This window comes from Parasphingorhabdus sp. W113 (genome assembly GCF_055693205.1).
In genome coordinates this window covers 1,542,688-1,566,496 of record NZ_CM146328.1, presented here as the reverse complement: position 1 = coordinate 1,566,496, position 23,809 = coordinate 1,542,688, and the positions used below count along the sequence as shown (strand labels likewise).

21 protein-coding genes and 1 tRNA gene are annotated in these 23,809 nt (G+C 56.2%); 5 read left to right on the top strand and 17 right to left on the bottom strand.

Annotated features, from left to right (window positions below; genetic code table 11):
* Positions 1-67 precede the first annotated feature (67 nt).
* The 8 genes from ACZ1GS_RS07450 to ACZ1GS_RS07415 all read right to left on the bottom strand — a co-directional run bounded on the left by ACZ1GS_RS07450 (position 68) and on the right by ACZ1GS_RS07415 (position 10,341).
* Positions 68-1,069, bottom strand: coding sequence for an NAD(P)H-dependent glycerol-3-phosphate dehydrogenase (locus ACZ1GS_RS07450; protein WP_472697840.1), 1,002 nt, complete (start codon positions 1,067-1,069; stop codon positions 68-70).
* Between the two features lie 69 nt (positions 1,070-1,138).
* Positions 1,139-1,867, bottom strand: a complete 729-nt coding sequence (locus ACZ1GS_RS07445; RefSeq protein ID WP_472698087.1) for an alpha/beta fold hydrolase — start codon at positions 1,865-1,867, stop codon at positions 1,139-1,141.
* Entirely contained in the window at positions 1,813-2,067 is a 255-nt protein-coding gene (locus tag ACZ1GS_RS07440; protein ID WP_472697839.1) for a hypothetical protein, read from the bottom strand. Before ACZ1GS_RS07440 ends, ACZ1GS_RS07445 begins: the two co-directional genes overlap by 55 nt.
* A 42-nt stretch (positions 2,068-2,109) precedes the next feature.
* Positions 2,110-2,964: an alpha/beta hydrolase gene (locus ACZ1GS_RS07435; RefSeq protein ID WP_472697838.1), complete on the bottom strand. Its 855-nt coding sequence runs from the start codon at positions 2,962-2,964 to the stop codon at positions 2,110-2,112.
* Positions 2,961-4,439, bottom strand: coding sequence for a DUF3336 domain-containing protein (locus tag ACZ1GS_RS07430; protein WP_472697837.1), 1,479 nt, complete (start codon positions 4,437-4,439; stop codon positions 2,961-2,963). Before ACZ1GS_RS07430 ends, ACZ1GS_RS07435 begins: the two co-directional genes overlap by 4 nt.
* 83 nt (positions 4,440-4,522) lie before the next feature.
* The gene (locus ACZ1GS_RS07425) at positions 4,523-6,085 is read right to left on the bottom strand and encodes a WS/DGAT/MGAT family O-acyltransferase (RefSeq protein ID WP_472697836.1); all 1,563 of its coding nucleotides are present in this window, start codon (positions 6,083-6,085) and stop codon (positions 4,523-4,525) included.
* 29 nt (positions 6,086-6,114) lie between these two features.
* Complete coding sequence (locus tag ACZ1GS_RS07420) at positions 6,115-8,469, bottom strand: glycerol-3-phosphate 1-O-acyltransferase (RefSeq protein WP_472697835.1); 2,355 nt, start codon at positions 8,467-8,469, stop codon at positions 6,115-6,117.
* 27 nt (positions 8,470-8,496) lie between these two features.
* Positions 8,497-10,341 (bottom strand): HAD-IB family hydrolase, encoded by a 1,845-nt coding sequence (locus tag ACZ1GS_RS07415; RefSeq protein WP_472697834.1) that lies wholly within the window; start codon positions 10,339-10,341, stop codon positions 8,497-8,499.
* Positions 10,342-10,667: 326 nt separating this feature from the next.
* Between ACZ1GS_RS07415 and ACZ1GS_RS07410 the strand changes: the two genes are divergently transcribed.
* Both ACZ1GS_RS07410 and hspQ read left to right on the top strand, forming a co-directional pair.
* Positions 10,668-10,758: transfer RNA gene (locus tag ACZ1GS_RS07410), tRNA-Ser, on the top strand.
* 140 nt (positions 10,759-10,898) lie between these two features.
* Complete coding sequence (gene hspQ / locus ACZ1GS_RS07405) at positions 10,899-11,279, top strand: heat shock protein HspQ (RefSeq protein ID WP_472697833.1); 381 nt, start codon at positions 10,899-10,901, stop codon at positions 11,277-11,279.
* Between the two features lie 30 nt (positions 11,280-11,309).
* Here hspQ and ACZ1GS_RS07400 read toward each other — a convergent pair whose 3' ends face one another.
* Positions 11,310-12,167, bottom strand: a complete 858-nt coding sequence (locus tag ACZ1GS_RS07400) for an ABC transporter permease (protein WP_472697832.1) — start codon at positions 12,165-12,167, stop codon at positions 11,310-11,312.
* A 136-nt stretch (positions 12,168-12,303) separates the two neighbouring features.
* On the opposite strand from ACZ1GS_RS07400, the gene ACZ1GS_RS07395 reads away from it, so the two are divergent.
* From ACZ1GS_RS07395 to ACZ1GS_RS07385, 3 genes are all read left to right on the top strand, one after another.
* The gene (locus ACZ1GS_RS07395; protein WP_472697831.1) at positions 12,304-12,978 is read left to right on the top strand and encodes a GcrA family cell cycle regulator; all 675 of its coding nucleotides are present in this window, start codon (positions 12,304-12,306) and stop codon (positions 12,976-12,978) included.
* Positions 12,979-13,069: 91 nt separating this feature from the next.
* The gene (gene parE, locus ACZ1GS_RS07390; protein ID WP_472697830.1) at positions 13,070-15,070 is read left to right on the top strand and encodes a DNA topoisomerase IV subunit B; all 2,001 of its coding nucleotides are present in this window, start codon (positions 13,070-13,072) and stop codon (positions 15,068-15,070) included.
* Positions 15,063-16,379, top strand: a complete 1,317-nt coding sequence (locus ACZ1GS_RS07385) for a serine hydrolase (protein ID WP_472697829.1) — start codon at positions 15,063-15,065, stop codon at positions 16,377-16,379. The genes parE and ACZ1GS_RS07385 overlap by 8 nt, the downstream gene beginning before the upstream one ends.
* A 2-nt stretch (positions 16,380-16,381) precedes the next feature.
* Here ACZ1GS_RS07385 and ACZ1GS_RS07380 read toward each other — a convergent pair whose 3' ends face one another.
* The 8 genes from ACZ1GS_RS07380 to ACZ1GS_RS07345 all read right to left on the bottom strand — a co-directional run bounded on the left by ACZ1GS_RS07380 (position 16,382) and on the right by ACZ1GS_RS07345 (position 23,775).
* Positions 16,382-17,179, bottom strand: coding sequence for a LysR family transcriptional regulator (locus tag ACZ1GS_RS07380; RefSeq protein ID WP_472697828.1), 798 nt, complete (start codon positions 17,177-17,179; stop codon positions 16,382-16,384).
* Positions 17,176-17,574 carry a Co2+/Mg2+ efflux protein ApaG gene (gene apaG / locus ACZ1GS_RS07375; protein ID WP_472698086.1) on the bottom strand — a complete coding sequence of 133 codons (399 nt, stop codon included), beginning with the start codon at positions 17,572-17,574 and terminating at the stop codon, positions 17,176-17,178. The genes ACZ1GS_RS07380 and apaG overlap by 4 nt, the downstream gene beginning before the upstream one ends.
* Before the next feature lie 16 nt (positions 17,575-17,590).
* Positions 17,591-18,799 (bottom strand): trans-sulfuration enzyme family protein, encoded by a 1,209-nt coding sequence (locus ACZ1GS_RS07370; RefSeq protein ID WP_472697827.1) that lies wholly within the window; start codon positions 18,797-18,799, stop codon positions 17,591-17,593.
* A gap of 25 nt (positions 18,800-18,824) precedes the next feature.
* Complete coding sequence (gene leuB, locus ACZ1GS_RS07365; RefSeq protein ID WP_472697826.1) at positions 18,825-19,874, bottom strand: 3-isopropylmalate dehydrogenase; 1,050 nt, start codon at positions 19,872-19,874, stop codon at positions 18,825-18,827.
* A 46-nt stretch (positions 19,875-19,920) separates the two neighbouring features.
* On the bottom strand, positions 19,921-20,655 hold the full coding sequence (recO, locus tag ACZ1GS_RS07360) for a DNA repair protein RecO (protein ID WP_472697825.1): 735 nt from the start codon (positions 20,653-20,655) through the stop codon (positions 19,921-19,923).
* Positions 20,648-22,564, bottom strand: a complete 1,917-nt coding sequence (gene uvrC / locus ACZ1GS_RS07355; RefSeq protein WP_472697824.1) for an excinuclease ABC subunit UvrC — start codon at positions 22,562-22,564, stop codon at positions 20,648-20,650. The genes recO and uvrC overlap by 8 nt, the downstream gene beginning before the upstream one ends.
* A 64-nt stretch (positions 22,565-22,628) precedes the next feature.
* Entirely contained in the window at positions 22,629-23,288 is a 660-nt protein-coding gene (locus ACZ1GS_RS07350) for a F0F1 ATP synthase subunit B family protein (protein WP_472697823.1), read from the bottom strand.
* On the bottom strand, positions 23,281-23,775 hold the full coding sequence (locus ACZ1GS_RS07345) for a F0F1 ATP synthase subunit B family protein (protein ID WP_472697822.1): 495 nt from the start codon (positions 23,773-23,775) through the stop codon (positions 23,281-23,283). Before ACZ1GS_RS07345 ends, ACZ1GS_RS07350 begins: the two co-directional genes overlap by 8 nt.
* Positions 23,776-23,809: the final 34 nt, after the last annotated feature.

The following is a 23,809-nucleotide window of genomic DNA, read 5'->3' as shown; positions in this document are numbered from 1 at the left end:
GGATCTGGAGCAAATTTTCGAAGTCAGTTTAGCGAGTAGCCTGTTGTTTTCTTGACGAACATTGAGGTTAACCCGCGTCCGCCTCGGAACCGGCCGTGCCTCTGATCAAACCCCGATAGGCCTGAACAGCAGAGCGCGTTCCCTTGGTAACGCCATAGACGTCGGCGGCGATCGGCATGGCAACACCATATTTTTCCGCCAGCGCCATCACCGTCGGGGCACTTTTGACGCCTTCTGCGACCATCAGCATGTCGTCGATAATGTCATCAATCTTGCGGCCTTTACCCAGTTCAACGCCGACATGACGGTTACGGCTTAACGGACTGGTACAGGTTGCAATCATATCGCCCATTCCAGTCAGACCGGAAAATGTTTCCGCGCGTCCGCCCATCGCAACGCCAAGTCTCGTAATCTCTGCCAGCCCTCGGGTGATCAGCGCTGATCGCGTATTGTCCCCGGCCCCCAGGCCATCGCCCATGCCCACTGCAATGGCGATAATATTCTTGAGCACCCCACCAAGCTCACAGCCGAGCAGATCGGTGTTCGTGTAAACCCGAAACAGGCCGGAATGAAACAGCTGCTGCAGCTGTTTGACGATGATCTCGTCTTCCATCGAAATAACGCTCGCAGCCGCCTGCCCCGCCATAATCTCGCGCGCGAGATTGGGGCCGGTCAGAACGCCTACCGGGTGACCGGGCAGGACATCCTCGATCACTTCGGTCATGCGCTTTCCGGTAGACAGCTCCAGTCCCTTGGTGAGACTGATAACCGGCACCCAGGGCCGTAAAAAGGGTTTTGCATCCTCGAGCACGGATCGGAAATTGCTGGAAGGAATACCCATGACCAGAACATCAGCTCCGGAAACCGCTTCCCCAATATCATGCGTCGCCTCGAGCGCTTCCGGCAATTGGGCATCCGGCAGATATTTGCTGTTACGGTGGTTGGAATTTATATCGTCGACGGTTTCCTGATCACGCGCCCATATCTTGATCGGAGCGTTGCGGGAAACCAGCGCGGCCACCGTTGTTCCCCAAGAGCCACCACCCAATAGTCCCACGCGCAACTTCATGTGTCCGATCCCCTGTTTTCATCGACTCCCCTTGGTGGAGAATGCTTGGCGGCCAGACTGCATAGGATTTCAGTTTTTTGCAAGAAATGCCAGATGACGCGACGCGGTTTCCTTCGGCTTTTCGATCATCGGCACATGACCGGTTTCTTCCAGGATGAGCGTTTCGCTATTCGCAATGCCATTCTGGAGCACGTCCACACAACTCACATCGATCAGGCGATCATGCAGCCCCCAGATGATCAGCGTCGGCGCTTTCACAGCATCCAGACGGTCGTTCAGCGGCTCATTGATACCCGATCCGGCAATCTGCCAGAATATCTTGTCGAGCAGGGCTTTGTGGGCATGCGCTTCCTGATAGAATATCTTCTTGAAATTCTTGGGCATTGGGGTGGGTTTGTACGATACGAAATCCAGCAGCCGGTCGACATCTGCGAGGCTTTCCAGCGCGAGGGCATTTGTTCCGGATTCTGCCGCGACCTGCAGTTCGCTTTTATCGCTACCCACCACGCCGGCATTGTTGAACAATGTCAGTGACGCGACTTTTTCGGGATATTCCATGGCAAATTGCAGGGCAATAAATCCGCCCATGCTGTTGCCACCGAGATGACATTTGGGAATATTCAGCGCATCCAGGAAGGCATTGAGTCGATGGACCTGGGAATCAATATCATAATCCCGTTCCAGCGAGCGGTCATTCTCGCCAAAGCCCGGTAAATCGGGGGATATCATGCGATGGCTTTTGGTTATGTGCGGGGCATAGATCGACCAGTTATCCTTGTCTCCGCCAAAACCGTGCACCAGAACCACTGGCGGTCCGTCAGCATTCCCCCTTCCAGATACGGCCAGACATCGTCGCCGACCTGTATGCGTTTCTCGGTCAGTCGTCCGCGGCGGCGCAGCAGACCATTCATCATGGTGTACAAGGATTTCGGTGCGACAAAATAGGTCGCTATCAAGGCGACGACCACCGCAATCAGAGCGTATAGAATATAGATCATGGAAAAACCCCCGTCATAATCAGAACAAGCTTGCGCCGATGCCTATTTTGGCAAGTGGTCCGCAATCCACTTGGACATGTCGCTCAGGACAGTGTCCTTTTCCGGTTCGTTGAATATTTCGTGGAACAGTTCCGGATAGATTTTCAATGTCTTGCGACTTGATCCGGCGTGATCGCTCAGAAATTTTGAACCTTCCGGCGCAGTCAGACTGTCCTGCGCGCCATGCATCAACAGCAACGGGATCGTAATCGAACCCGCGCGGGCCTGAACGGCCTCCATCCGGTGCATCATTTCGGTGGCCAGCCGGGCTCCGATTTTGCCTTTATACACCAACGGATCCGCGAGATAGTCGGCGACAACCGCCGGATCACGGCTGATACCATTGGCATCGAGGGCCAGAACACCCATTTTGGGGGTCAATCGCGACAACAGGCCACTGATTGCCTTGAGCATCGCAGACGGTTCCTCGGCGGCCTTGATCGCCGGACCGGACAACACGCAAGCGGCGAATTGCTGCTCATGCTCGAGCAGATAGCTGGCGCCGATCAAACCGCCGAGACTGTGCCCCACCAGCACAAGCGGCGTTTGCGTTTCTGTTTCGGTGACCGTCGCGATTAACGCCGTAACGCCATCATGAAATACCGAGAAATCTGGAACAAAGCCCGGTTCACCCTCTGATTTCCCGTGCCCCCAATGATCGATTGCATGGACGGCGAACCCCTTGGCGACGCAATGTTCCGCAAAATAGGCATAGCGACCGCCATGTTCGGCATAACCATGCACCAGGATAACATGCGCTTTCGGCGCCTCGTCCGGTGTCCAGCTTTGATGATAGAGCTTTGCCCCGGCGGCAGCCGAATCTGCCGGCAGCGCCAGATGCCCTGCGCTGTGGTTCAAGCGATATTCCTTTTCAGTGCGGCACCATGATCCGTCGCCAGTTCGTTCTCATATTCGAACAGGATCCGATCCAGAGTCTGACTGATCTTGGTCTGGGTCCGGACCATTTCGATTTTTGGCCAGGTCGTGCGTTCACCTAGATCGATCAGTTCCTGAATATCTTCCACGGGCAGATTGCTCAGCAATTTGGCCGGGCTCCAGAACATTGAAGGACGAATGATGTTGATATCGCCGGTATAATCCTGATTGATGACCGAAAGCGTCATATTGGCTAGGCTGTTGAGGCGTGGAAAATAGGACAGCGGCTTCTGCATGATCGAGACATTGGCATTGAGCCAGGCTTTCATCGTTGCAGTGGAGGCATTGCGAATGGCTGATATCGGGGTTTTTTGCTGACTGACATCGCTCGCAAACGGGGTTACCAGCGGATTTGCCTGACTGACAATATGATGATTCACACCATAAAGCCGCGCCAGTCTTTTTGCCGGCAGATCGTGGGTCACGGAGCCATCGACCCATTTGCGGTTCGGCAAATAGGGAACCCGTTCGCCGCGATGGTTCTTGGCAGCCAGCGTGACCGGAGGATAAACTCCGGGTACGGCGCAGGATGCCATGACCGCTTCCCGGATATAGACATTAGGAGACGCGATGGCGTTCAACAGTCGCGATGTCTGGTGCTTCTCGGCCGGGGCAACGGAGACATTGAGATGCCGTCCGGTAAGTTCATAGGCTTCCTGGAATGTAAGATCCGGTAGCATTTCAGACAGGCGTTCCCGGATTTCGCTGGCTTTCATGGCGGAAGCTCCTCCCAAAAAGGAGAATCCTCCGGAAACATCCGCGTCATCGCTATTGCGAGTCACCAGATTTTCCGGCTCGAAATAGGGTGGGATATCAGCATCCACATGCGTGCTGATCAGCGCGCCGACGACCGAACCACCGCTGGAGCCAGACATGATATGAGGCAGCAGGCCTTCAGACCAGAGCGCTTTGGCCACGCCGAGATGAAAATAGAGAAAAGCACCCGATCCGCTCATCAAAAAAGCCGAACGGCCATAGCAATGCTGCGCCCGCCGGAAAAAATCGAGTTTCTCTTCGAATGAGATATCGGTGACTTTATCGCTCGCCAGATATTCCAGAGAGTTGACGATCGCATCGACATAATCCTGGATCAGCCGCTTGGTGCCGAACTGGGCTTTCTGGTGCAACCGAACATTGCCCATACCATCCATATTGCCATGAATACCCTCGTTCAGGGCATAGAGCAGACCCGCATTGTCCTGACTCTTCCAAAGCTTGGACAAGCGCTTCAAGCGTCTGCGGATGGAAACATGGTCGAAATGCTTGCTTTCATCCTCTTTTTTCCAGAGATCCACTCCGGTAGCCCGGTCATGCGCCGCCGCCGCGTCCGACCATTCCGCATAGCTCTGGGCCTGGCCCATCGCCTTTTCCATTTTCAACGTTGTATTCAAAATCATAAATTACTCACTCACTGCGACCTGAATAGACGCATCAACTCGAATGGGAACCCCAAAAGGATCCCCAACTGGCTATCCGCTCCTTATGCCTTCTTCTTATCCGGCTTCGCTCTTCTTGGCGTTTTGGATACCCGTCGGTACATGACTGATGCATCTTTCGGGGTTGCAGCTTTCTTTGTTGCCGCCGTCTTGGCCTTTCCCTTGGTTTGACCAGTGGTCGACGGCGCGTCTCGCAGCTGCTTGAACGCTGTTTGAATGCATTCGCGGAAAAACTCAATGTCTGGCATGATTTTTCTGTCGGAAATAATGCTGAACGAGATCGTCCCGTTATAGCTTGGCGTTGCAATAAACAGCCCCATGCCATTGCCCAACGGTCCCAATCCGTACTGATGCGTCAGTTTTGCACCGTTCATGTAGAGCTGCACCTGCGGTCCAGGCACGTTGGAGACGAAGAGATTGCTGACTTTCTGCGCAAAGCGTTCGCTGTTCAGCAACCGGGCCACACCTGACATGGTTGCGCCCGGAATATGTTTGGTCAGGTCGGTCATGATCCGCGCGCTAAGGCCAGATTTTGCGGCCTTGGTTTCGCGGGTTGTATCGCGAATAGCCTCCAGCCGCTTGATCGGATTGGCGATATCCGACCAGATCTTGACTGTCATGGCCGAGATATTGGTGCCGGGATTGGATTCCTCACCGGTTCGGCTCCGGGCATTGATCGGGGCAACAGCAACCAACGACTCCGCCGGCAATTCCTTGTGCTTGGTCAAATATTTCCGCAATGCTCCGCTACAGATCGCCAGCACAACATCGTTGATCGTCGCGCCGTCGACTTTCAGCCGGATCGCCTTCAGTTCTTCCAGATCAAAAGTCACCGCTTCAAACATTTTATGGGGCGAGACAGGCCCGTTGAACCGTGTTTCGGGAACCTTGCCCTCCCCGCCCTCGCTGCCGCCGGTGATATTCTTCTGCGTATTTTTCAGAATCGCCGGTGTCAGTTTCAACAACGCCTGAGTCAGTTTGACTGGAGATGTCACCGTACTGTTCACCGCGCGGCTGAGAATTTCGGCGGGCTCCGGCAAGGGCTGCAACTCGGCTTCCTTGTCCGGCAATGGGATGGCAGGGGTGCCCTTGGTGTCTATATCCGAGATCGACGCAAAAAAATGGGCGCCCGATGTGCCATCGATCGTCGAGTGGTGGATCCGGGTCATGATCGCATAACTGCCCTTGGCAATGCCCTCAATATTATCGAGACCCTCGACAACATACATGTCCCATAGCGGCCGATTCATATCCAGCGGCTTGCTGTGATGGCGCGCGACGTGAATGCAGAATTGCCGCCAGTCGCCCGGCTCCGGCAATCGGCTGTGCGAGATATGCGCTTCCAGATCGAAATGTTCGTCTTCGACCCAATAGGGATGATCAATGTCCAGCGGCAACCGATAGAGTTTGCGCTTGAACATCGGCGATACGACCAGCCGGTCGCGCATATGTTCGATAATATCCTTGAACCGCACCTTGCCGCCGGGGGCCGACGACGGATCATATATGTAGACCGCCATCACGTGGGTCAGATTGTCCGGTGTTTGCATGTACACAAATTGCGCATCCTGTGCGCTTAGCTGATTGGGTAGCGGCTTGTCGGTCATCGCAGAGTCCTTTCAAACAGGCTCAATGTTCATTCAAAAATCTTGTCGGCCAGGCGGAGCACTTCCAGTCGGGATTTTTCCATCCGCCGCGACAACGCCCGGAATTTTCGCAGCAACGCTTTTCGTTTCGCGACAGTTTCCGGCGTGGTCTCCCCGGTCAGTCCCTGGCTCGCGGCCATCTTGAATCCGTTCTCGAACAATATTTTTCCGATCGACGCCTCGCTGGTGATGCGGCGCAAAAGATAGGCCTGTCGCCCTTCTTTCAGCGCCGCTTCCACGCATCCGGCCTTGTCGATGGCATCGCCCGGTTCAAGCCGGGATAAAATATCAAGCACGACTGAGTAGGATTCCACGAACGGCAGAAAAACCGCATGCCCGATCAGCGGTTGGAACCGGTTGGTCAGGCTTTTCAGGAGAACGCCGCCGCTGTCGAGCTTTGACTGCCAATCCGGATCCGCCCGTTTGAGTTCGGCTTTCAGATTCTGGCGATATTCCTTTTTCGGTGGATAGAAAAATTCGAACTTGAACAGATCCCGCAGCCGGTCGGTCTCCGCCCAGAAAACGTCCTTGGCCACCTTGTCTTTCTCTTCCCGCGCCTTGAGCAAGGACAATTCAATAATCGCTTTGTCGAGAAAATGATGGATGATCGAGTTTCTGTAATAGCTCGCCAGCGGATGCTTTTCCGGTTCAATCGCATAGACCGTGCTGGATCCCTGATCATAGCGCATGAACAGGCCGCTATTGACCAATGTATCGACGACTTTCTGGATGCCAGCCAGATTCTGCTTGGTCAGATCATCGCTGAACCGGATATTCCGCTCCTGCGCCCATTCGACGAAAAAATTAATCACCGCGCGCAACTCGTCAGCGGTCATTGCGCGCGGCGCGGTTCCCAGCAGACTGAGGCACATCAGCGACGTCAGGGTTAACGGCGTTGATCGGTTGGCCTCGACCGCAACCTCGAAAGCGATTTTGGACAGCCCGATACGGTCATTCGGTTCCGGCGCTTTTTTGACGATTACCGGGTTGCCAAAATCGACATAGACCTTGCCCATCGGCTCTCTCAGGCTGCGCAAATAGCCGACAAACCATCCGAGTGACTCGGCCTTTTTCACGCGCCCGGTCTGTTCCGATGCATATTCCTCGACATCCCGAATAAGATCAAAACTGGTCACCACCGGGATGATGTGGACATTCTGGATGTCGTTGGCATTCGCGCTGTCCATGACATATTTAAGCAAACCATAGCGTGGGGGCATCAACTTCCCGAGCCGGGACCGCGTGCCTTCAAACGCCCAAGTCATCGGAAAGCGCTTTTCGAGCAAATAGCTCACATAATGGCGCAGCACCAATTTGTAGACCGGGTTGTTTTCGAAACTCCGGCGGATGAAGATCGTCCCGGCGCGGCGCAGGACAAAACCCAGACCAAAGAAATCAAGATTGATGCCGCCGAAAACATGCACCATCGGCAGGTCGTTTTGATAGGCCAGGTCGGTAGGGGTTACGCCATCAATATAGGTTTTGTGGGTGAACAGCAAAAGCGTCGGATGATCACGCATCGTCTTACGCAGCCGGGACAATTCTTTCTTGTCAAAAACCACCTCGTCTTCATAGCCTTGGGACAACATGAACCGGTCGAGCTTCGCCTTCATGTCAATAAACAAGGCGCTCGGTCGGGCAATCAGCTCCTTCATATATTTGCCCGCTTCTTCATAAAGCGCGGCTTCGGGCTTTTCGAGATCTTCCGCCAATTCGGTCATCGCGGATCTGAATTTGTGATCGGTCCGCAAGCCATCCGCCACAAAGCGCGGCACCTTGTAACGCCGCCCCCGCAATCCGCGTTCTTCGATATCGAGGACCAGACCTGCCTGGCGCGCGACGAAACCGGCAAATTCCTGATTGTCTATTTCATCTTCGCGATCCGCGTCGGTCGCATTATTCTGCAGAAATCGCGTTTTCAGATCGCTGATCGTTGCCGGACGTCCGGTCAGACAATGGGCTCGGCGTTTGTCGCGGAGCAAGATGGTTCGCGCGCGAAACCGCCCCGGCAACCGTGGATCGCCGAAAATAATATGCCGCATTTTCAAAGCACGGCTTTTCTCAAAATTCGGAATACGCCAGACGATACGGACCGGAATCACCAGCGTTTCCGGGTCCTCGGTCAGTTTCAGGCTCAGCTCTTTCAAGCGCAACCGCGCCCGTTCGTCGGAAATTGGCAGGCTGACCCAGTTTATTTCCTGCCCGGGACCACCTTCCGCCAGTGATGTGTGAAGCCAGTCGAGTAGATAGCGGCGCTCAACCCGGTTACGGGCGTCGATTACAAAGAGCTTCGGCCCCCGCGCCAGCAGGGGTGCAGATTTAGCTATTGCAGTCGATTCATCCATTCTTTCTCACTGATCCCGGTTTCCCGCTCATGATCCCTGTTTCACGACCGGCTTTTTTGCCGCTGGTTTCTTTGCCACCATTTTTTTGGTGGCTGGCTTTTTCGCGACTGGCTTTTTCGCGACTGGCTTTTTGGCGGCCGGTTTCGTGACCCCCTTTTTGGCAACCACCTTCTTCCGGCCCGCCTTGTTACCAGCCTTTGTCGGCGAACTGGCGGCCGTGGTTCGCCGGGCAGAAGCGGTTGTTGTCCTTTTTGCGACAGTTGCCTTCCTGGGGGAAGTGGTCTTTTTGCGAGGGGCTCCACTTTTGCTGGCTGTGGCCGTTTTTTGGGCGGGCTTTTTACGACGGACCGGAGCCGCGGTCTTGCCTTTGCTACCGCGCGCTGGCGTAGTTGCTTTCACCGTTGCGGCCTTGCTTGCCTTTGTTTCTGGCGTTGCAAAATCATCGTCGGACTGACCCAGGTTTTCCTGAAACATGGCCCGCACTTCCGCGACATGATCGTTTATTGTCGTGCGCTTCCACTTGCTCGTGTCAACCGGCGGCAGCACATCCACCCGTACCTTGGCGGGCCGCATCACAAATTCATTTTTGGGCGCAACATCTCCGGCATTGTGGATGACAATCGGCACCATTGGGACACCGGCCTGCATCGCGAGATGAAAGGCGCCCTTTTTGAAGGGCCCGACACGCGGCGATAAGGTCCGGGTGCCTTCCGGCGCGATACAGATCGATTTGCCATCAACCTTGATCGCATCGATCAGCGGCTCCATCGCCTTGATCGCGTTGCGGCCATCGGCCCGGTCAACGAAGATCGTTCCGGCATATTCCATGATCTTGCCGATAATCGGCGTATCCTTGACCTCTTTCTTGGCAATGCCGCCGACATCTTTCCGCACCAGCTTGGCCATGATCATCACATCGGCTTTGCTCTGATGGTTGAAAACAAAGATGCACGGACGGTTCACCCAGAGATTTTCTTCCCCGCGCACATCCAGCTCCACGCCGGTCAAGGCTGTCGCGATATCACCGAACAGCCCAACCGAAAAATTGGTTCCTTCCCGCTGCGATCCCGTCAATGCCCATATCGGCAGGCCCGCCACGAAAGAGGTCACCAACGACCCGGTGGCGTAGATGGTGCGAAGATAGTCGACCGGCTTACCCTGCCCGCGGCTGTCGAAATTCTGCAGCGGCCAATCGCGCGCCTTCGCGATCTCGGTCAGTTTCTTGTTCGGATTTAGCGGCCGTGGTTTGCCAACCCGTTCGAGCAATTCCAGATCATCGTCGCTGTCGGAATAGAAATAGCTTTTTTCGAGATCGACATCATAGTCTTTGGCCAGCTTTTCTGCCGCGATGACTTTCCCTTCGCCAAAACAGAGCGGACGAATGATATTGCCGGTAAATTCGCCATTTTCGACTTCATATTGCGAGCACAGCACATGCTCGATATTCAAATCCCGTGCGGTTGGTTCGATCTGATAAATGGTCGCCGACGAAACGATCGCCACGGTATGATCCTTGGCGATATGGGCTTCGATCAACGCCCGGGATTCCGGGTAGACCTTGCGGGCAATATGACTTTCATAAAGTTCTTCGCCAAACTCAAAATAGCTTTCCTCGGTTACGCCCTTCAAGAATTTCGACGCCGCCGACATCAAGCCGGAAAACCCCATCCCGCCCATGCTGTACTGAGCCATCACATTGGCTGTTTCGACAAGCTCTTCGGCAGACATTTCGCGGCGCTTGATTTTCTCCCACAGCAAGGCCGTCGCGGAATAGCCAGCGATGATCGTGCCATCAAAATCAAACAGGGCGCCAATATGGGGACCCTCTGGTGCATCGAGCACGTCTTGCAAATGGGATTCGCGATTGGCCATAAATGTCTCTCAAGTCCTGTAAGCGAAAAATGCTTGCTGCCATCTTGGCAAATAAACACCGGATTTCCCAGCGTTTATTGGAACAATAATGCAATGATTGCCGTTCTCAGGCATTATGTGCTGTTCTGGTGCAGTTCTGGCGGGTAAATTTCGCAAATTGCCTTGCTCTCATAACTCCTCAAGACAATCGTAAACCGCACCATTCAGCAAAAAAAACCCCGAATTTCTCGGTTCCATCGCTTTTTCCAAAATACAGCATGTTTTTTGATCGGTTTCGGGGTTGCGTCGTCCGGCGCATGGCGGTAATGGCTGCCGCTGGTTAGTGAGGTGCGTTGGCTGAGTTGGTCGAAGGCGTCGCACTCGAAATGCGAAGTACGTTCACGCGTACCGAGAGTTCGAATCTCTCACGCACCTCCACCTAACCTCTTTGTAATGCTCCATTCTTGCGGTTTGGGGCTGCATTTTTCAGGAAAGCTGGCCCCTTGGTGGGACACATGATGTTACACGATTGGGCGCTGAGCGCTTGCATCTTTGTGGCAAGTGACTAAATCTAAGGCATGGTTCAAACCAAATATCTCGCCTCTACCAATCCCCTGCCAAAGGGCACACCGCCGGTTCTCGATGCCAATTTTACGATTGGCGACGTGGTCAAACATCGGCTGTTCGATTTTCGTGGCGTGATCTACGATATCGATCCCGTGTTCGCGAATAGCGAAGAGTGGTATGAATCCATTCCCAAGGATCTGCAGCCGGCGAAGGACCAGCCCTTCTACCATTTACTGGCGGAAAATGGCGACAGCAGCTATGTCGCCTATGTCAGCCAGCAAAACCTGCTGGAGGATGACAGCGGCGAACCGGTCACCCATCCCGATGTAGCGCTGATGTTCGGAACTTTGGACGACGGCAAATACCGGCTCCATCCCAATCATCGGCATTGATCTGCATTAGTCATGCCCGGCGTCAGCCGGTCAGGACTTGATCTTCCAGCCCTTGCTGAGCAGCGCGTAACACAGCGCCGTCAAAGCGATATTGATCCCCAGCAGAACCAGCGAGCCGACGCCCACGGGGGAGTCAGTGACACCGAGAAAACCATAGCGGAACCCCGATATCGCGTAGAAAAACGGATTGGCGTGGCTGATTGCCTGGAACGTTGGTGCGAGACGATCAATCGCGTAAAAAGTCCCTGAAAGCAGCGCGAGCGGCGCGACTACAAAATTGGTGACTGCAGCGGCATGATCGAATTTTTCAGCCCATATCGAGGTCAGTACACCCAGCAAAGCCAGCATTGCCGATCCCATGAAACCGAACCAGAGCACCGCCCACCAGTGGACAACCGATACGGTTACACCGGGCCAGAAGGACATGGCGAGCCAGACCGCAAAACCGACCAAAGCCGCGCGGGTAATCGCAGCCGCGACGAGCCCGGCCAGCAATTCACCCACCGACAGCGGCGGCATCAGATAGTCCACAATCGTGCCCTGAATCTTGCCGACCAACAGAGAGAAACTGCTATTGGCAAACGCGTTTTGGATCATCCCCATGCAGATAAGGCCGGGTGCGATGAAGTCGGCGAACGGAACCCCGAGGACCGTGCGATCGCCGCGCCCTAGGGCCACCGTAAATATTACCAGGAACAGCAAGGTCGTTATCGACGGCGCCCATACGGTTTGCAGCTGGACCTTGAAAAAGCGCCGGACTTCTTTCCAGTAGAGAGCGAGAAACCCACCCCAGTTGACCCCCCGAATGACCGGCACACCCGGTTCTCCGAACGTTTGTCCGGCAAAATCCGCTGGTCTATCGGCATCATTTTTGGGCTGGTCTAGCATTGGCTTTTCGCCTATCGGCTCCTGTCAGCAATCACAACCCCTATATGCCGATTGATCTGGTCCGGTTCAGCAAAGATTGAATATGGCCCGTTTCCGCCTATATGGGGTTGGTATTTGGATTAGATTAGGATTTTCTATGGCCTGGACCGACGAACGCATCGATCATCTCAAGAAAATGTGGGAAAAGGGCCTCACTGCGAGTCAAATTGCCGAGGAACTGGGCGGCGTGAGCCGCAACGCGGTGATCGGCAAGGCCCATCGTCTCGGGTTGAAATCGCGTCCGTCTCCGGTGAAAGCAAAAGCAAAAACCGCGAAGGGTGGCAAACCCGCAACCAAGACAAAGAAGGCCGCAGCCAAGCCGGCGAAAAAAGCCAAGCCCAAGGAAGAGCATGTCGCGCGCCGGGCAATGCCGCCGCCGACACCGGCTGCGCGGACCCATGCAGCACAGCAATCCAAAATGCCGAAACCTGACGGCCCGAAAATTGTTTCGGTCGGGCCCGGTGGATTTCTGCGGCAAGGCCCGGGCGATCAACAGGCTCCGATTCCACCAGCACCGCCACGGCGTCTGGTCCCGGCCAAGCCCAGTGAAGACATGGCCGACAAGACGAGCTTGCTGGACCTGAACGACAAAATCTGCCGCTGGCCGATCAACCACCCGGGTGAGCCCGACTTCCATTTCTGCGGCGAAGAGGTCAATCCCGGCTTCCCTTATTGCGTGGAACATTGTGGTCGCGCCTTTCAGGCACAGTTGCCGCGCGGCACGCGGCGTCCGCCACCGCCCTTGCCTTTCGGTGGCCCAAGAGTCCGTTAAACCCGGCCAGAATCGTAAAATTTTCAGGCATCTGGCAAGCGGATGCACAAGCCTCTTGCCAGCCTGACTCTTCGGCTCTTATAGGATCATCATGTCTGATGATCTTTTCGGTTCCGACGCGCCCGGCGCAGCTTCTGCACAACCCAAATCGGGCGAGTATGACGCCTCCGCGATCGAGGTTCTGGAAGGGCTGGAACCCGTTCGCAAGCGGCCCGGCATGTATATTGGCGGCGTCGATGAACGCGCCCTGCACCATCTCGCCGCCGAAGTGATCGACAACAGCATGGACGAAGCGGTTGCAGGCCATGCAACCCGCATCGAAATCACGCTGAGCAGCGACAACCGTCTGACCGTCACCGACAATGGCCGCGGCATTCCGGTCGACCCCCATCCGAAATTCCCGGATAAATCAGCGCTCGAAGTCATCATGACCACTCTTCACTCCGGCGGCAAATTTTCGGATAAGGCCTATGCCACTTCCGGCGGCCTCCATGGTGTCGGTGTATCCGTCGTCAACGCCTTGTCCTCCGATACGGTCGTCGAAGTCGCGCGCAACAAGAAAATCTACCGCCAGCAATTTTCCCAGGGGAATGCCAAGACGAAGCTCGAGGAAGTTGGCACGACCCCCAACCGGCGCGGAACAACCATTGCCTTCCTGCCCGATGTCGAAATTTTCGGTGCAGGCAATTTGTTCAAGCCGTCCCGTCTGTTCAAGATGGCCCGTTCAAAAGCCTATCTCTACGCCGGCGTTGAAATCCGCTGGAAATGCGACCCCGAACAGGCCAGCGATGATGTCCCCGCAGAGGCCGTTTTTCAATTCCCCGGTGGTCTCTCCGATCATCTCAAGGAACAGCTGGCGGGACGTGAATGCGTCACCACCGATTTCTTCGCCGGCAATCAGGACTTTCCCGATGGCGCCGGCCGGGTCGAATGGGCGATCACCTGGCCGATCTGGACCGACGGCAGCTATAGCTGGTATTGCAACACCATCCCGACCCCCAATGGCGGCACCCATGAAACCGGTCTGCGCAACGCATTGGTCAAGGGACTGCGCGCCTTTGGCGAACTCGTGCAGCTCAAGAAAGCCGCGCAACTGACCGCTGATGATATCACTTCCGGCGGCGAAATGATGTTGTCCGTGTTCATTCGTGATCCGCAATTTCAAAGCCAGACCAAAGACCGGCTGACCTCGCCCGAAGCGGCAAAATATGTCGAGAATGCGATCCGCGATCATTTCGATCATTTCCTGACCGACAATATGGATCGCGGCAAGGCGCTGCTGGGCTTCGTGATGGAGCGGCTCGAGGAACGGCTGAAACGCAAGGCCGAACGCGAAGTAAAAAGGAAAACCGCCACCAGCGGCCGCAAGGTGCGGCTCCCGGGCAAACTCACTGATTGCTCGGGCAATGATCCCGAGGGCACCGAATTGTTCATCGTCGAGGGCGACAGCGCTGGCGGCTCTGCAAAGCAGGCACGCAACCGAAAAACCCAGGCCATTCTGCCCATTCGCGGGAAAATCCTCAATGTGGCATCGGCCAATAGCGCGAAAATCTTCGCCAATGCGGAGATTGCGGATCTGATCCTCGCGCTCGGCTGTGGCACCCGCAAGGATTGCGACCCGGACAATTTGCGCTACGAACGGGTCATCATCATGACCGATGCGGACGTCGACGGCGCCCATATCGCGACCTTGCTGATGACCTTCTTCTTCCAGGAAATGCCCGAAATGGTCCGCCAGGGGCATTTGTATCTCGCCCGGCCACCGCTTTACCGGCTGACTGCAGGCGGCAAGAGTCTCTATGCGCAGGACGATCCCGCACGAGACGAGATCGAGAATGGCCCGTTCAAAGGCAAAAAGGTCGAGGTCAGCCGCTTCAAGGGGCTCGGTGAGATGAATCCCGGGCAACTGAAAGAAACGACGATGGATCCGGACACACGGTCGCTCTATCGGGTGACCTTGCCGCAGGAATATGAAAACCGGGCGGTGGTCAAGGATCTGGTCGATCGGCTGATGGGCAAGAACCCTGAACATCGGTTCAATTTCATCCAGCAAAATGCCGCCAGCCTCGATGAAGAGGCAATTGATGCCTAGCGCGCTCATGCGGCTCTGGCTCTTTTTCACGTTCGGGATTACAATCGTCGCGGGGACCGTTCAACCGGCTCAGGCGGAGCAAGTGACCACAGTTTCTCAACCCTATCAACAGCGCGCAGCGGAATTGCTGCAGATATTGCAAGGCTCCGAACTGGAACGCGAATTCTTCGCCGATTCCTTTATCGCGGCGGTTCCGGTTGTTCAGTTTCGAACCCTGCTCGGCCAGCTGAACGCGCAATATGGTGATCCGCTCAGCATCAGCCAGATCATCCCGGCAAGCCCCTATGATGGCACCGTCGAGATTCGCTATCGCCGCGCAACCCTGGCAATGCGCATGGTGCTGGCGGATAGCGCCCCGCATGCGGTTGTCGGCCTGTTGGTCACCGGTGCCCAGGTCGCCGATGACAGCATCGCAAAGGTTACCGCGGAAATGGCGGCACTGCCTGGCACTGCGGGGTTTGAAATCGCTGACATCACGGCAGCTGATCCTGCGGTTATAGCGCGGCTGAACAGCGACCGGCAATTTGCCATTGGCTCGACATTCAAGCTTTATGTGCTTGCCGCCCTGTCCCGGAAAATCGCGACCAGCGGGCGGGAATGGGATGATGTGCTGCGGCTATACCGCAAGTCCCTGCCCTCGGGAATCCTCCAGGACTGGCCCCGCGACACGCCGATGACGACCCAGTCGCTGGCCACCTTGATGATATCCGTCAGCGACAATAGTGCGACCGATATTCTGATGACCGAACTGGGCAGCCGCATCATCGAGCAGATCGTGATTGAAAGCGGTCACAGCGCGCCGGACAAGACCATTCCGATGCTCAACACCTTGCAGTTTTTCGCGCTCAAAATGCCTGAAAATGCGGATATTCGCGCGCGTTACATCGCGGCAGATAATGCCGGGCAGGATGAAATATTATATCGCGAGAATAGCCGTCTCGAACTGGATGACGTGCGGATCAGCAATCTTGCCAGCAAACCGCAGCATATCGAGACCATCGAATGGTTCGCGTCGCCTTCCGATATTACCGGTCTGCTGCACCTTTTGAAAAAGCGCGATGATCCGGTGGTCCATTCCATCATTCGCGTCAATGGCATGATACCGCCGGGCGATCGGCTGCGATGGAAACATATTGGCGGCAAAGGCGGCTCCGAGCCGGGAGTAATTTCCTTTGCATTTCTGGCCGAGGCCAAATCCGGCAAGACTTTCGCTGTGTCCGGAAGCTGGAACAATCCCGATGCACCGGTTGACGAACCGAAATTCCTGTCGCTGATGAACCGTCTGCTCAATATTGTTGCAGAGCGCTAAGTTCAGCTCTCCGACAGAGCCGCAACCAGGGCTTTGACTTTCTTTTGGCGCCATTGCGGCAGCGGCGCGATCATCCAGTAGCCGCGCGAAGATTTGCTGTCCTCGCCAATCACCACGACGCGTCCGGCTTCCAGATCTTTCTGCACCAGCATTTTCGGGACCCAGGCATGGCCGAAGCCATTGGCTGCCGCTTCAATCGCCAAACCACCGTCAGCTACCCGCATCAGGGTTTCCTCGCCCTCTGAAATCGGACAACCCGGCCAGTCAATCTTTTGTCCGACATCGGATTCCGATGCCGCGACTTTGACGAACATGGTGTCGGCGAGCATCACGCCCTCATGATCGCCGGGGCCGTCGGTCAGTCCGATGGCGATGTCCAGATTGGCCTCGGTGAAATCCGCGCCGCCCTCTGATGCAACAAGGGCGAAACTGACGTCCGGATTATCCTTGGCAAATTGTGCAAGCCGCGTGTTCAGCCATTTTGTGGTCAGATCGCGTGGTGCCGCGATGGTTAGCATATGCGACGACTGCCCCGCCTGCATCGCCCGCACTGCTTCTTCAAACTGCAAAAATCCGGAGCGCAAGGCATCCAGTCCGGCAGCGGCTTCGTCGGTTAGCTCCAACCCCTTTGGCGTACGCCGGAACATCACCACGCCGAGCATATCTTCCAGCGCGCGGATCTGTTGCCCGACTGCGGCCGGTGTGACCGCGAGTTCATCAGCGGCGCGGGTAAAGCTGAGATGCCGTGCAGCAGCATCCAATACGCGCAACCCGTTCAGCGGCAAATGGGTCCGTTTCATTGATCGACAGTGGGTGCAGAGAGCGGGAAGCGGGGAATCCGGACTTCAAATGGTTCGGGCTCAGAACCCAGAAACATGAAATGGCCAACCATCTCACCGCTGGGTGTGTTCAACGGGCAGCCCGATACATAGTCGTGCGACTCGCCCGGTTGCAAAATCGGCTGTTCGCCGATGACGCCATCGCCATCCACCTTGTGCAAGCCACCCCGCGCATCACTGATCCGCCAGTGGCGCGTCAGCAATTGCACGGCGCCGTGCTGATCATTCTCGATGCGGACGTGATAAGCCCAGAACCAGCGCATGCCATCGACATCGGATTGTTCCGGCAAAAAGGTCACGGCAACCCGGATGGTCACCCCGGCGGTCGTTTCGGAAAAGGGGAAAAAAGCTTTCATGACCGACATAGTAACGTCAAAGCCCAACCGACGAAAGGGCCTGATCGAGGTCGGCGATCAAATCAATCGGATCTTCCAGGCCGACATTGATCCGGACCATGTCTTCGGTGATCCCGATTTCCAGCCGTGCGCCTTCACCAAGGCCGTGATGGGTGGTCGATGACGGGTGGCACATGAGCGAACGGCTGTCTCCGATATTATTGGAAATATCTATTAAATTCAAAGCATTAAGAAAAGAATGCGCGCGCTTGCGACCTTCGCCAAGATAGAGGGAGAATATCGGCCCCGCGGCTTCCATCTGGCTCATCGCAAGATTGTGCTGCGGGTGGCTGGGCAAGCCGGGGTGCAATATTTTCTCTACCCGCTGCTCCAAAAACTTGCCGACTTCGAGAGCATTGTTGCTCTGCTTGCGAATACGCAGATCCAGTGTTTCCAACCCCTTGAGAACCACCCAGGCGTTAAACGCGCTGAGCGTCGGACCGGTGTTGCGGGTGAAACTGAGCAGCGTTTCCTCGATAAAGGCTTCCGTGCCGCACACAGCGCCGGCAAGGACCCTGCCCTGGCCGTCCATCATTTTGGTAGCGCTATAGGCCACCACGTCAGCCCCGAATTCCATCGGCCGCTGCAGGACGTTGGTCGCAAACGCATTGTCGACAACGCTGGTGATACCCTTGGCCTTGGCCAGTTCACAAACGGCCCGCAGATCAATCACATCCATCGTCGGATTGGCTGGCGTTTCAAAAAAGAAGACCTTGGTTGCCGGACGGATCGCCTGCTCCCAATTGCCGAGGTCCCGGCCATCAATGACGGTTGTTTCGATACCGAATTTCGGCAGCAAGCTGTCGGTGAGCCAGCGGCACGATCCGAAAAGCGCGCGGCTGGCGACAACGTGATCACCCGCCTGCAACTGGCATAGCAAAGCCGCAGTCATTGCCGCCATGCCCGACGCTGTGGCGCGGCAGGCCTCCGCACCTTCCATGATCGCAATACGCTCTTCGAGCATTTGCACGGTCGGATTTTGCAGACGGCTGTAAGTCATGCCGTCCTGCTCGCCATTGAACCGCGCTGCAGCGTCTTCGGCGCAATCATAGCTATAGCCGGATGTCAAAAACAACGCTTCCGAGGTTTCCCCGAATTCGCTGCGCATGGTCCCGCAGCGAATGGCTTTCGTGGCGGGTCGCCACGTTTTGGTGATCTCGCGATTCTGGCCGGTATGTCTTTTCATAATCTGTTCCTATGCCGGTTGGCGTTCACTTGGCAAGCTGCGCCACGACGGCATCGCCAATGTCCCGTGTCGAGGCACTGCCGCCAAGATCATGGCCCAAAAGACCCTGCGCAAGCACGGCCGCGACTGCCTGTTCAATTCGAATCGCCTCATTGTCCATGCCGAAGCTGTGGCGCAAGAGCATCGCCGCCGACAGAATCATGGCAGAGGGATTGGCAATACCCTGTCCAGCAATGTCTGGCGCACTGCCATGAATGGGTTCATAAAGGCCGCGCGTACCCGTGCCGAGCGAGGCAGAGGCCAGCAAACCGATGGAGCCTACACACATGCTCGCCTGATCAGACAGGATGTCGCCAAAAATATTGCCCGTGAGCATCACGTCAAATTGCCCCGGATTGCGCACCAGCTGCATCGCGGCATTGTCGACATACATATGACTGAGAGCAACATCAGGATAGTCCTTGGCCGTTTCTTCAACCACTTCCCGCCACAAGACCGATGTCTGCAGGACATTGGCCTTGTCGACCGAGCAAAGTTTCTTCCGGCGGCCCTGGGCTGCCTTGAACGCAACATGGGCGATGCGGCTGATTTCGGCTTCGTCATAAGCCATCACATCATAGCCCTCGCGCAAGCCTGCCTCGGTTTTCCGCTGCCCTTTCTCGCCGAAATAGATATCACCAGTTAGTTCCCGCAGAATCAGCAGGTCGATGGCGCCGGCAATTTCCGGCTTCAGCGCGGAAAGATTCTCGAGACCGGCAAAGGCTTTTGCCGGGCGCAGATTGGCGAAGGTCTGCATTTCCTTGCGGAGCCCCAATACCGCCTGTTCCGGTCGCAAATGCCGTTCGAGATGATCGCAGTCCGGATCCCCCACCGCGCCGAACAGCACGGCGTCCGCAGCCATTACAAGATCCAGCGTCGCCGGTGGCAAAGGATGGCCATGGGCCTTATATGCAACGCCCCCGACATCCGCATGGTCGAGCCGCAAATCCGGCAAATCCAGCGCGTCCAGTACGCGCAAAGCTTCGACCATGATTTCCTGGCCAATGCCGTCCCCGGCAAGCACCGCGATATGCATAGAGATTCCTTCGTTGTGTGGCGCTTTCCTGCCGCGCTCCGACCGATTAGGCAACCACCCTTTTCAAGCGATCGATCATAACGCCGCGCGCGGCCATGACATCCCTTCGCGCGTCTTCGAAAAAATGGCGCTTGAGGAAATGGCCAGTGAGCCGGAAACCGTCAAAAATATCGCCCCAGTCGGGTTCCTCTGCGTGTTTCAGAAATCCCGGGAGCCGCAGCAAACGGTCCTTGTAGGCCAAACCGGCACCGGCGCTGACCGCGCTTGCGCTTTTTGGACTGACATAAATGAGGTCGCTTGTGTTGCCCGTAACTGTGCAGGTTTCAAGATCCAGACCGAACCCCAGTTCCGACAAAAGCAGCAATTCATAACGCACCATCGCTACCGCCCAGCCCTGGGCCGATGGCGCATGGCAGATCGCCGTAAGCAACGCCGAAAGCGCGTCATGCAATTGCGGATATCCCTGTTCCTCCGGCAGAACCGATGCGGTCAGCGCCGTGGACCAGTCCAACGCGGTGCTGGCCAGCGGCTCGCCAAGATAGGGGCCTCTGCTTTGCTCCAGCTCTGCTGTCATCGAAGCCAGCTGATCCGCCGTGCGCGCACGATATTCGGCCTGCACGATATTCGACGGTATCAGGATCGGTCGCATGGTCCGCGAACGCGCGCCGCGGACATAGCCAGCCATCAACCCGTTATCCGGCGTCAAGGCCCGGACAACCGCGCCATGCTCGCCATGGATCAGGACCGAACAGATAATCGCCGAGGTTCGCAGGCTAGTCATGGAAGAAGTCGTAGACCTTTTGGGCCACCATAGCGGACACGCCCGGTGCTGCCTGAAGGTCGTCGAGCGATGCGTTCTTGACCGCTTTTGCGGTCCCGAAATGCAGCAGCATGGCCCGTTTGCGCGCCGGCCCAATGCCGGGCACCTCATCCAGTGAACTGGTGCCGATGGCCTTGGCCCGCTTTTGCCGGTGCGCACCAATCGCAAAACGATGGGCTTCGTCCCGCAGGCGCTGAAGATAAAACAGCACCGGACTATTCATCGGCAGATTAATCTCGCGGCCATCCATCAGGTGAAAGGTCTCGCGACCGGCGTTGCGATCGGGGCCTTTGGAAACGCCGATCATGTTCACGTCTTCCACCCCGATCTCAGCCAATGCATCTTTGGCAGCGCTCATTTGCCCCTTGCCACCATCGATCAGCACCAGGTCAGGCCACTCGCCTTTCTCGCGATCGGGATCTTCTTTCTGCGCGCGCGCAAAACGCCGTTCCAGCACTTCCCGCATCATCGCAAAATCGTCACCGGGCTTGGTGTCGGGATTCTTGATGTTAAACTTGCGATAGGCGTTTTTGCGAAAACCTTCGGGCCCGGCAACGACCATCCCGCCGACCATGTTCGTGCCCTGAATATGGCTGTTATCGTAAATCTCTATCCGATCGGGCACGCCGTCCAGTTCCAGCGTTTCGACCATTTCGCGCATAATTTTTGCCTGTGTCGAGGATTCCGCCAAGCGCCGGTCAAGCGCCTCTTCAGCGTTGCGGCTGGCCTGCTTCAGCAATTTCAAACGATCACCGCGCTGGGGCTTGGACACCGCCACTTTATAGTCTGCGCGCGTACTCAAGGCTTCGGACAGCAGCGCTTCATCCGGCAGTGCCCGGTCCAGCAAGACCAGCTTTGGCGGCGGCATGCGATCATAAAATTGCATCAGAAAACTGGCGAACACCTCTTCGATTTCGACATTGCTGGTGTGGGCGGGAAAGAAACTGCGATGCCCCCAGTTCTGACCGCCACGTATGAAGAATGCCTGGATGCACACCGTTGCCCCTTTGGACGCCAGTGCAAAAATATCCGCATCCGGCAGCCCGGCAGCGTTCACCGCCTGATTGCCCTGAATGAAGGTCAGCGCTTTCAAGCGATCACGGTACAGCGCCGCCATTTCGAAATCGAGCGCCTCGGACGCCTGTTCCATCTGCGCGCCCAACTTTTGCTGCACTTCGGTCGATTTTCCGGAGAGGAAATTCCGTGAATCCGCAACCAGCTCGGCATAGTCATCCTTGGATATCCGGTCGACACATGGGGCCGAACAGCGTTTGATTTGATAGAGCAGACAGGGGCGCGAGCGATTGTTGAAAAAGCTGTCAGTACAGGACCTCAGCAGAAATAATTTCTGCAGCGCATTGAGCGTCTGATTAACCGACCCGGCACTGGCAAAGGGGCCGAAATATTTGCCCTTTGCCTTCTGTGCGCCGCGATGCTTCTGGATCCGCGGAAAGTCATGGTCCTCGCGCAGCAGGATGAACGGGAAGCTTTTGTCATCGCGCAACAGCACATTATAGGCCGGGCGGAATTTCTTGATCAATTGCGCTTCCAGCAACAAGGCTTCTGCCTCGCTGCCAGTCGTCACGATGGTCATCGACCGGGTCTGCGCCACCATCCGCATTAGCCGGTGCGGCAGCCGGTTCATCTGAACATAGGCGCCCACCCGGTTTTTGAGGGAACGCGCCTTGCCGACATAGAGCACGTCGCCGCGACTGTCCTGCATCCGGTAGACCCCGGGCCGAGCCGGCAAGGTGTTCAGCGTTTCACGGATGGCCGCCATCCCGGTTTCGAGATCAGGCGCCTCATTGCCGCGCACGGCATAGGTCGCCTTGTCCTCGTTGAAACGATCAGGAGATTGTGGGCCGGACATGCCCTATATCTAGGCAGGCCCGACGAACAATGCCAGCGCCGATTGGATCAACTCTGGCAGAAAATCAGTTCAGTTTGGAACCGAGATCGCCGATGGTTTTGTCGACCAGATTCTTGTCGGCGGCGGCATCATGCTCGGCCGCAATCAGCGATTGCGCTGCGATCGTGGCAGCGCTTGCCGCTTTGTCCCGCACTTCTGCAAGAGCGGCGCGTTCCGCAGCCGCGATCTTGTCTTCAGCCATTTTCTTGCGCCGCGCGATCAGATCGGTTGTGCTTTGCTTGGCATTGGCAACAACCAGTTCGGCTTCTTTCTCGGCCTGCGCCAGAATTTCCGCTGCCTCGTCATCAGCAGACCGCAAACGCGATTCATATTTGGCGCGCAATTCTTCCGATTCTTCACGAAGCTTTTTGGCTTCATCAAGCTGTTCCCGGATATCGGCGATCTTCTTGTCGAGCGAAGCACCGATCGCAGCAGGAACCTTTTTCCACAGCACCAGCGCGATGACGACCAGCATGGACAAGGACACAAATACCGTTGCATCCAGACCAAAGACGGCCGGTGAGACATGACCATCTTCGGTATGCCCAGTCTCGAGACCCTCGACACCCGTTACAGGCAAGCCTTCATTATCCAGCGGTGAATCGAGACGGTCTTGGACCGCCTGCGATGCAGAATCCAGATTTTCCGGTTCTGCTGCTGTTGTCTGCGTCGTTTCTTCAGCCATGTTTCAGCGCTGCCTTCGTTTCCTTCAAAGCCGCAGCTTTGGTCACTTTCGCTCCCGCGATCTTGGCGACCATATCCTGCGCCAATTCTGCCGATACGCCCTCGATTTCTTTCATCGCTTCACCAGAACGGGCTTTGATGTCTGCTTCTGCCGTTGCCAATTTGGCCGCGATGTCAGCATCGGCCTTGGACTTGCGTTTCTCGCCCGCCGCACTCGCCTTGGCTTTGCTGGCTTCCACCAGGGCCTGCGCTTCGCTGCGGTCGTTTTCCATTTTTATCCGGTAGCTTTCTTCCAGCTCGTCCGCAGTGGCATTGGCTGCCCGTGCGGCCTCTAAATCGTCGGCAATCCGCTTGTCCCGAGCGTCAACCGTCCCCTGGATTTTCGGGAACATGCCCAGTCCAATCCAGAAAAAGGTAATCCCGAAAGTCAGCAACAGCCAAAAAATCTGGGACGCATAAGTTGCGGCTATTTGATCAATTTGAGGCATTGAACCGGAAGCTCCGATAAAGTGAAGCAGCGGA

Bases quoted from the DNA above. Each gene is read 5' to 3' on its own strand.
- ACZ1GS_RS07450 (WP_472697840.1), bottom strand. From the start codon at position 1,069: ATGAAGTTGCGCGTGGGACTATTGGGTGGTGGCTCTTGGGGAACAACG.
- ACZ1GS_RS07440 (WP_472697839.1), bottom strand. From the start codon at position 2,067: ATGATCTATATTCTATACGCTCTGATTGCGGTGGTCGTCGCCTTGATA.
- ACZ1GS_RS07430 (WP_472697837.1), bottom strand. From the start codon at position 4,439: ATGATTTTGAATACAACGTTGAAAATGGAAAAGGCGATGGGCCAGGCC.
- ACZ1GS_RS07425 (WP_472697836.1), bottom strand. From the start codon at position 6,085: ATGACCGACAAGCCGCTACCCAATCAGCTAAGCGCACAGGATGCGCAA.
- ACZ1GS_RS07420 (WP_472697835.1), bottom strand. From the start codon at position 8,469: ATGGATGAATCGACTGCAATAGCTAAATCTGCACCCCTGCTGGCGCGG.
- ACZ1GS_RS07415 (WP_472697834.1), bottom strand. From the start codon at position 10,341: ATGGCCAATCGCGAATCCCATTTGCAAGACGTGCTCGATGCACCAGAG.
- hspQ (WP_472697833.1), top strand. From the start codon at position 10,899: ATGGTTCAAACCAAATATCTCGCCTCTACCAATCCCCTGCCAAAGGGC.
- ACZ1GS_RS07400 (WP_472697832.1), bottom strand. From the start codon at position 12,167: ATGCTAGACCAGCCCAAAAATGATGCCGATAGACCAGCGGATTTTGCC.
- ACZ1GS_RS07395 (WP_472697831.1), top strand. From the start codon at position 12,304: ATGGCCTGGACCGACGAACGCATCGATCATCTCAAGAAAATGTGGGAA.
- parE (WP_472697830.1), top strand. From the start codon at position 13,070: ATGTCTGATGATCTTTTCGGTTCCGACGCGCCCGGCGCAGCTTCTGCA.
- ACZ1GS_RS07385 (WP_472697829.1), top strand. From the start codon at position 15,063: ATGCCTAGCGCGCTCATGCGGCTCTGGCTCTTTTTCACGTTCGGGATT.
- ACZ1GS_RS07380 (WP_472697828.1), bottom strand. From the start codon at position 17,179: ATGAAACGGACCCATTTGCCGCTGAACGGGTTGCGCGTATTGGATGCT.
- apaG (WP_472698086.1), bottom strand. From the start codon at position 17,574: ATGAAAGCTTTTTTCCCCTTTTCCGAAACGACCGCCGGGGTGACCATC.
- ACZ1GS_RS07370 (WP_472697827.1), bottom strand. From the start codon at position 18,799: ATGAAAAGACATACCGGCCAGAATCGCGAGATCACCAAAACGTGGCGA.
- leuB (WP_472697826.1), bottom strand. From the start codon at position 19,874: ATGCATATCGCGGTGCTTGCCGGGGACGGCATTGGCCAGGAAATCATG.
- recO (WP_472697825.1), bottom strand. From the start codon at position 20,655: ATGACTAGCCTGCGAACCTCGGCGATTATCTGTTCGGTCCTGATCCAT.
- uvrC (WP_472697824.1), bottom strand. From the start codon at position 22,564: ATGTCCGGCCCACAATCTCCTGATCGTTTCAACGAGGACAAGGCGACC.
- ACZ1GS_RS07350 (WP_472697823.1), bottom strand. From the start codon at position 23,288: ATGGCTGAAGAAACGACGCAGACAACAGCAGCAGAACCGGAAAATCTG.
- ACZ1GS_RS07345 (WP_472697822.1), bottom strand. From the start codon at position 23,775: ATGCCTCAAATTGATCAAATAGCCGCAACTTATGCGTCCCAGATTTTT.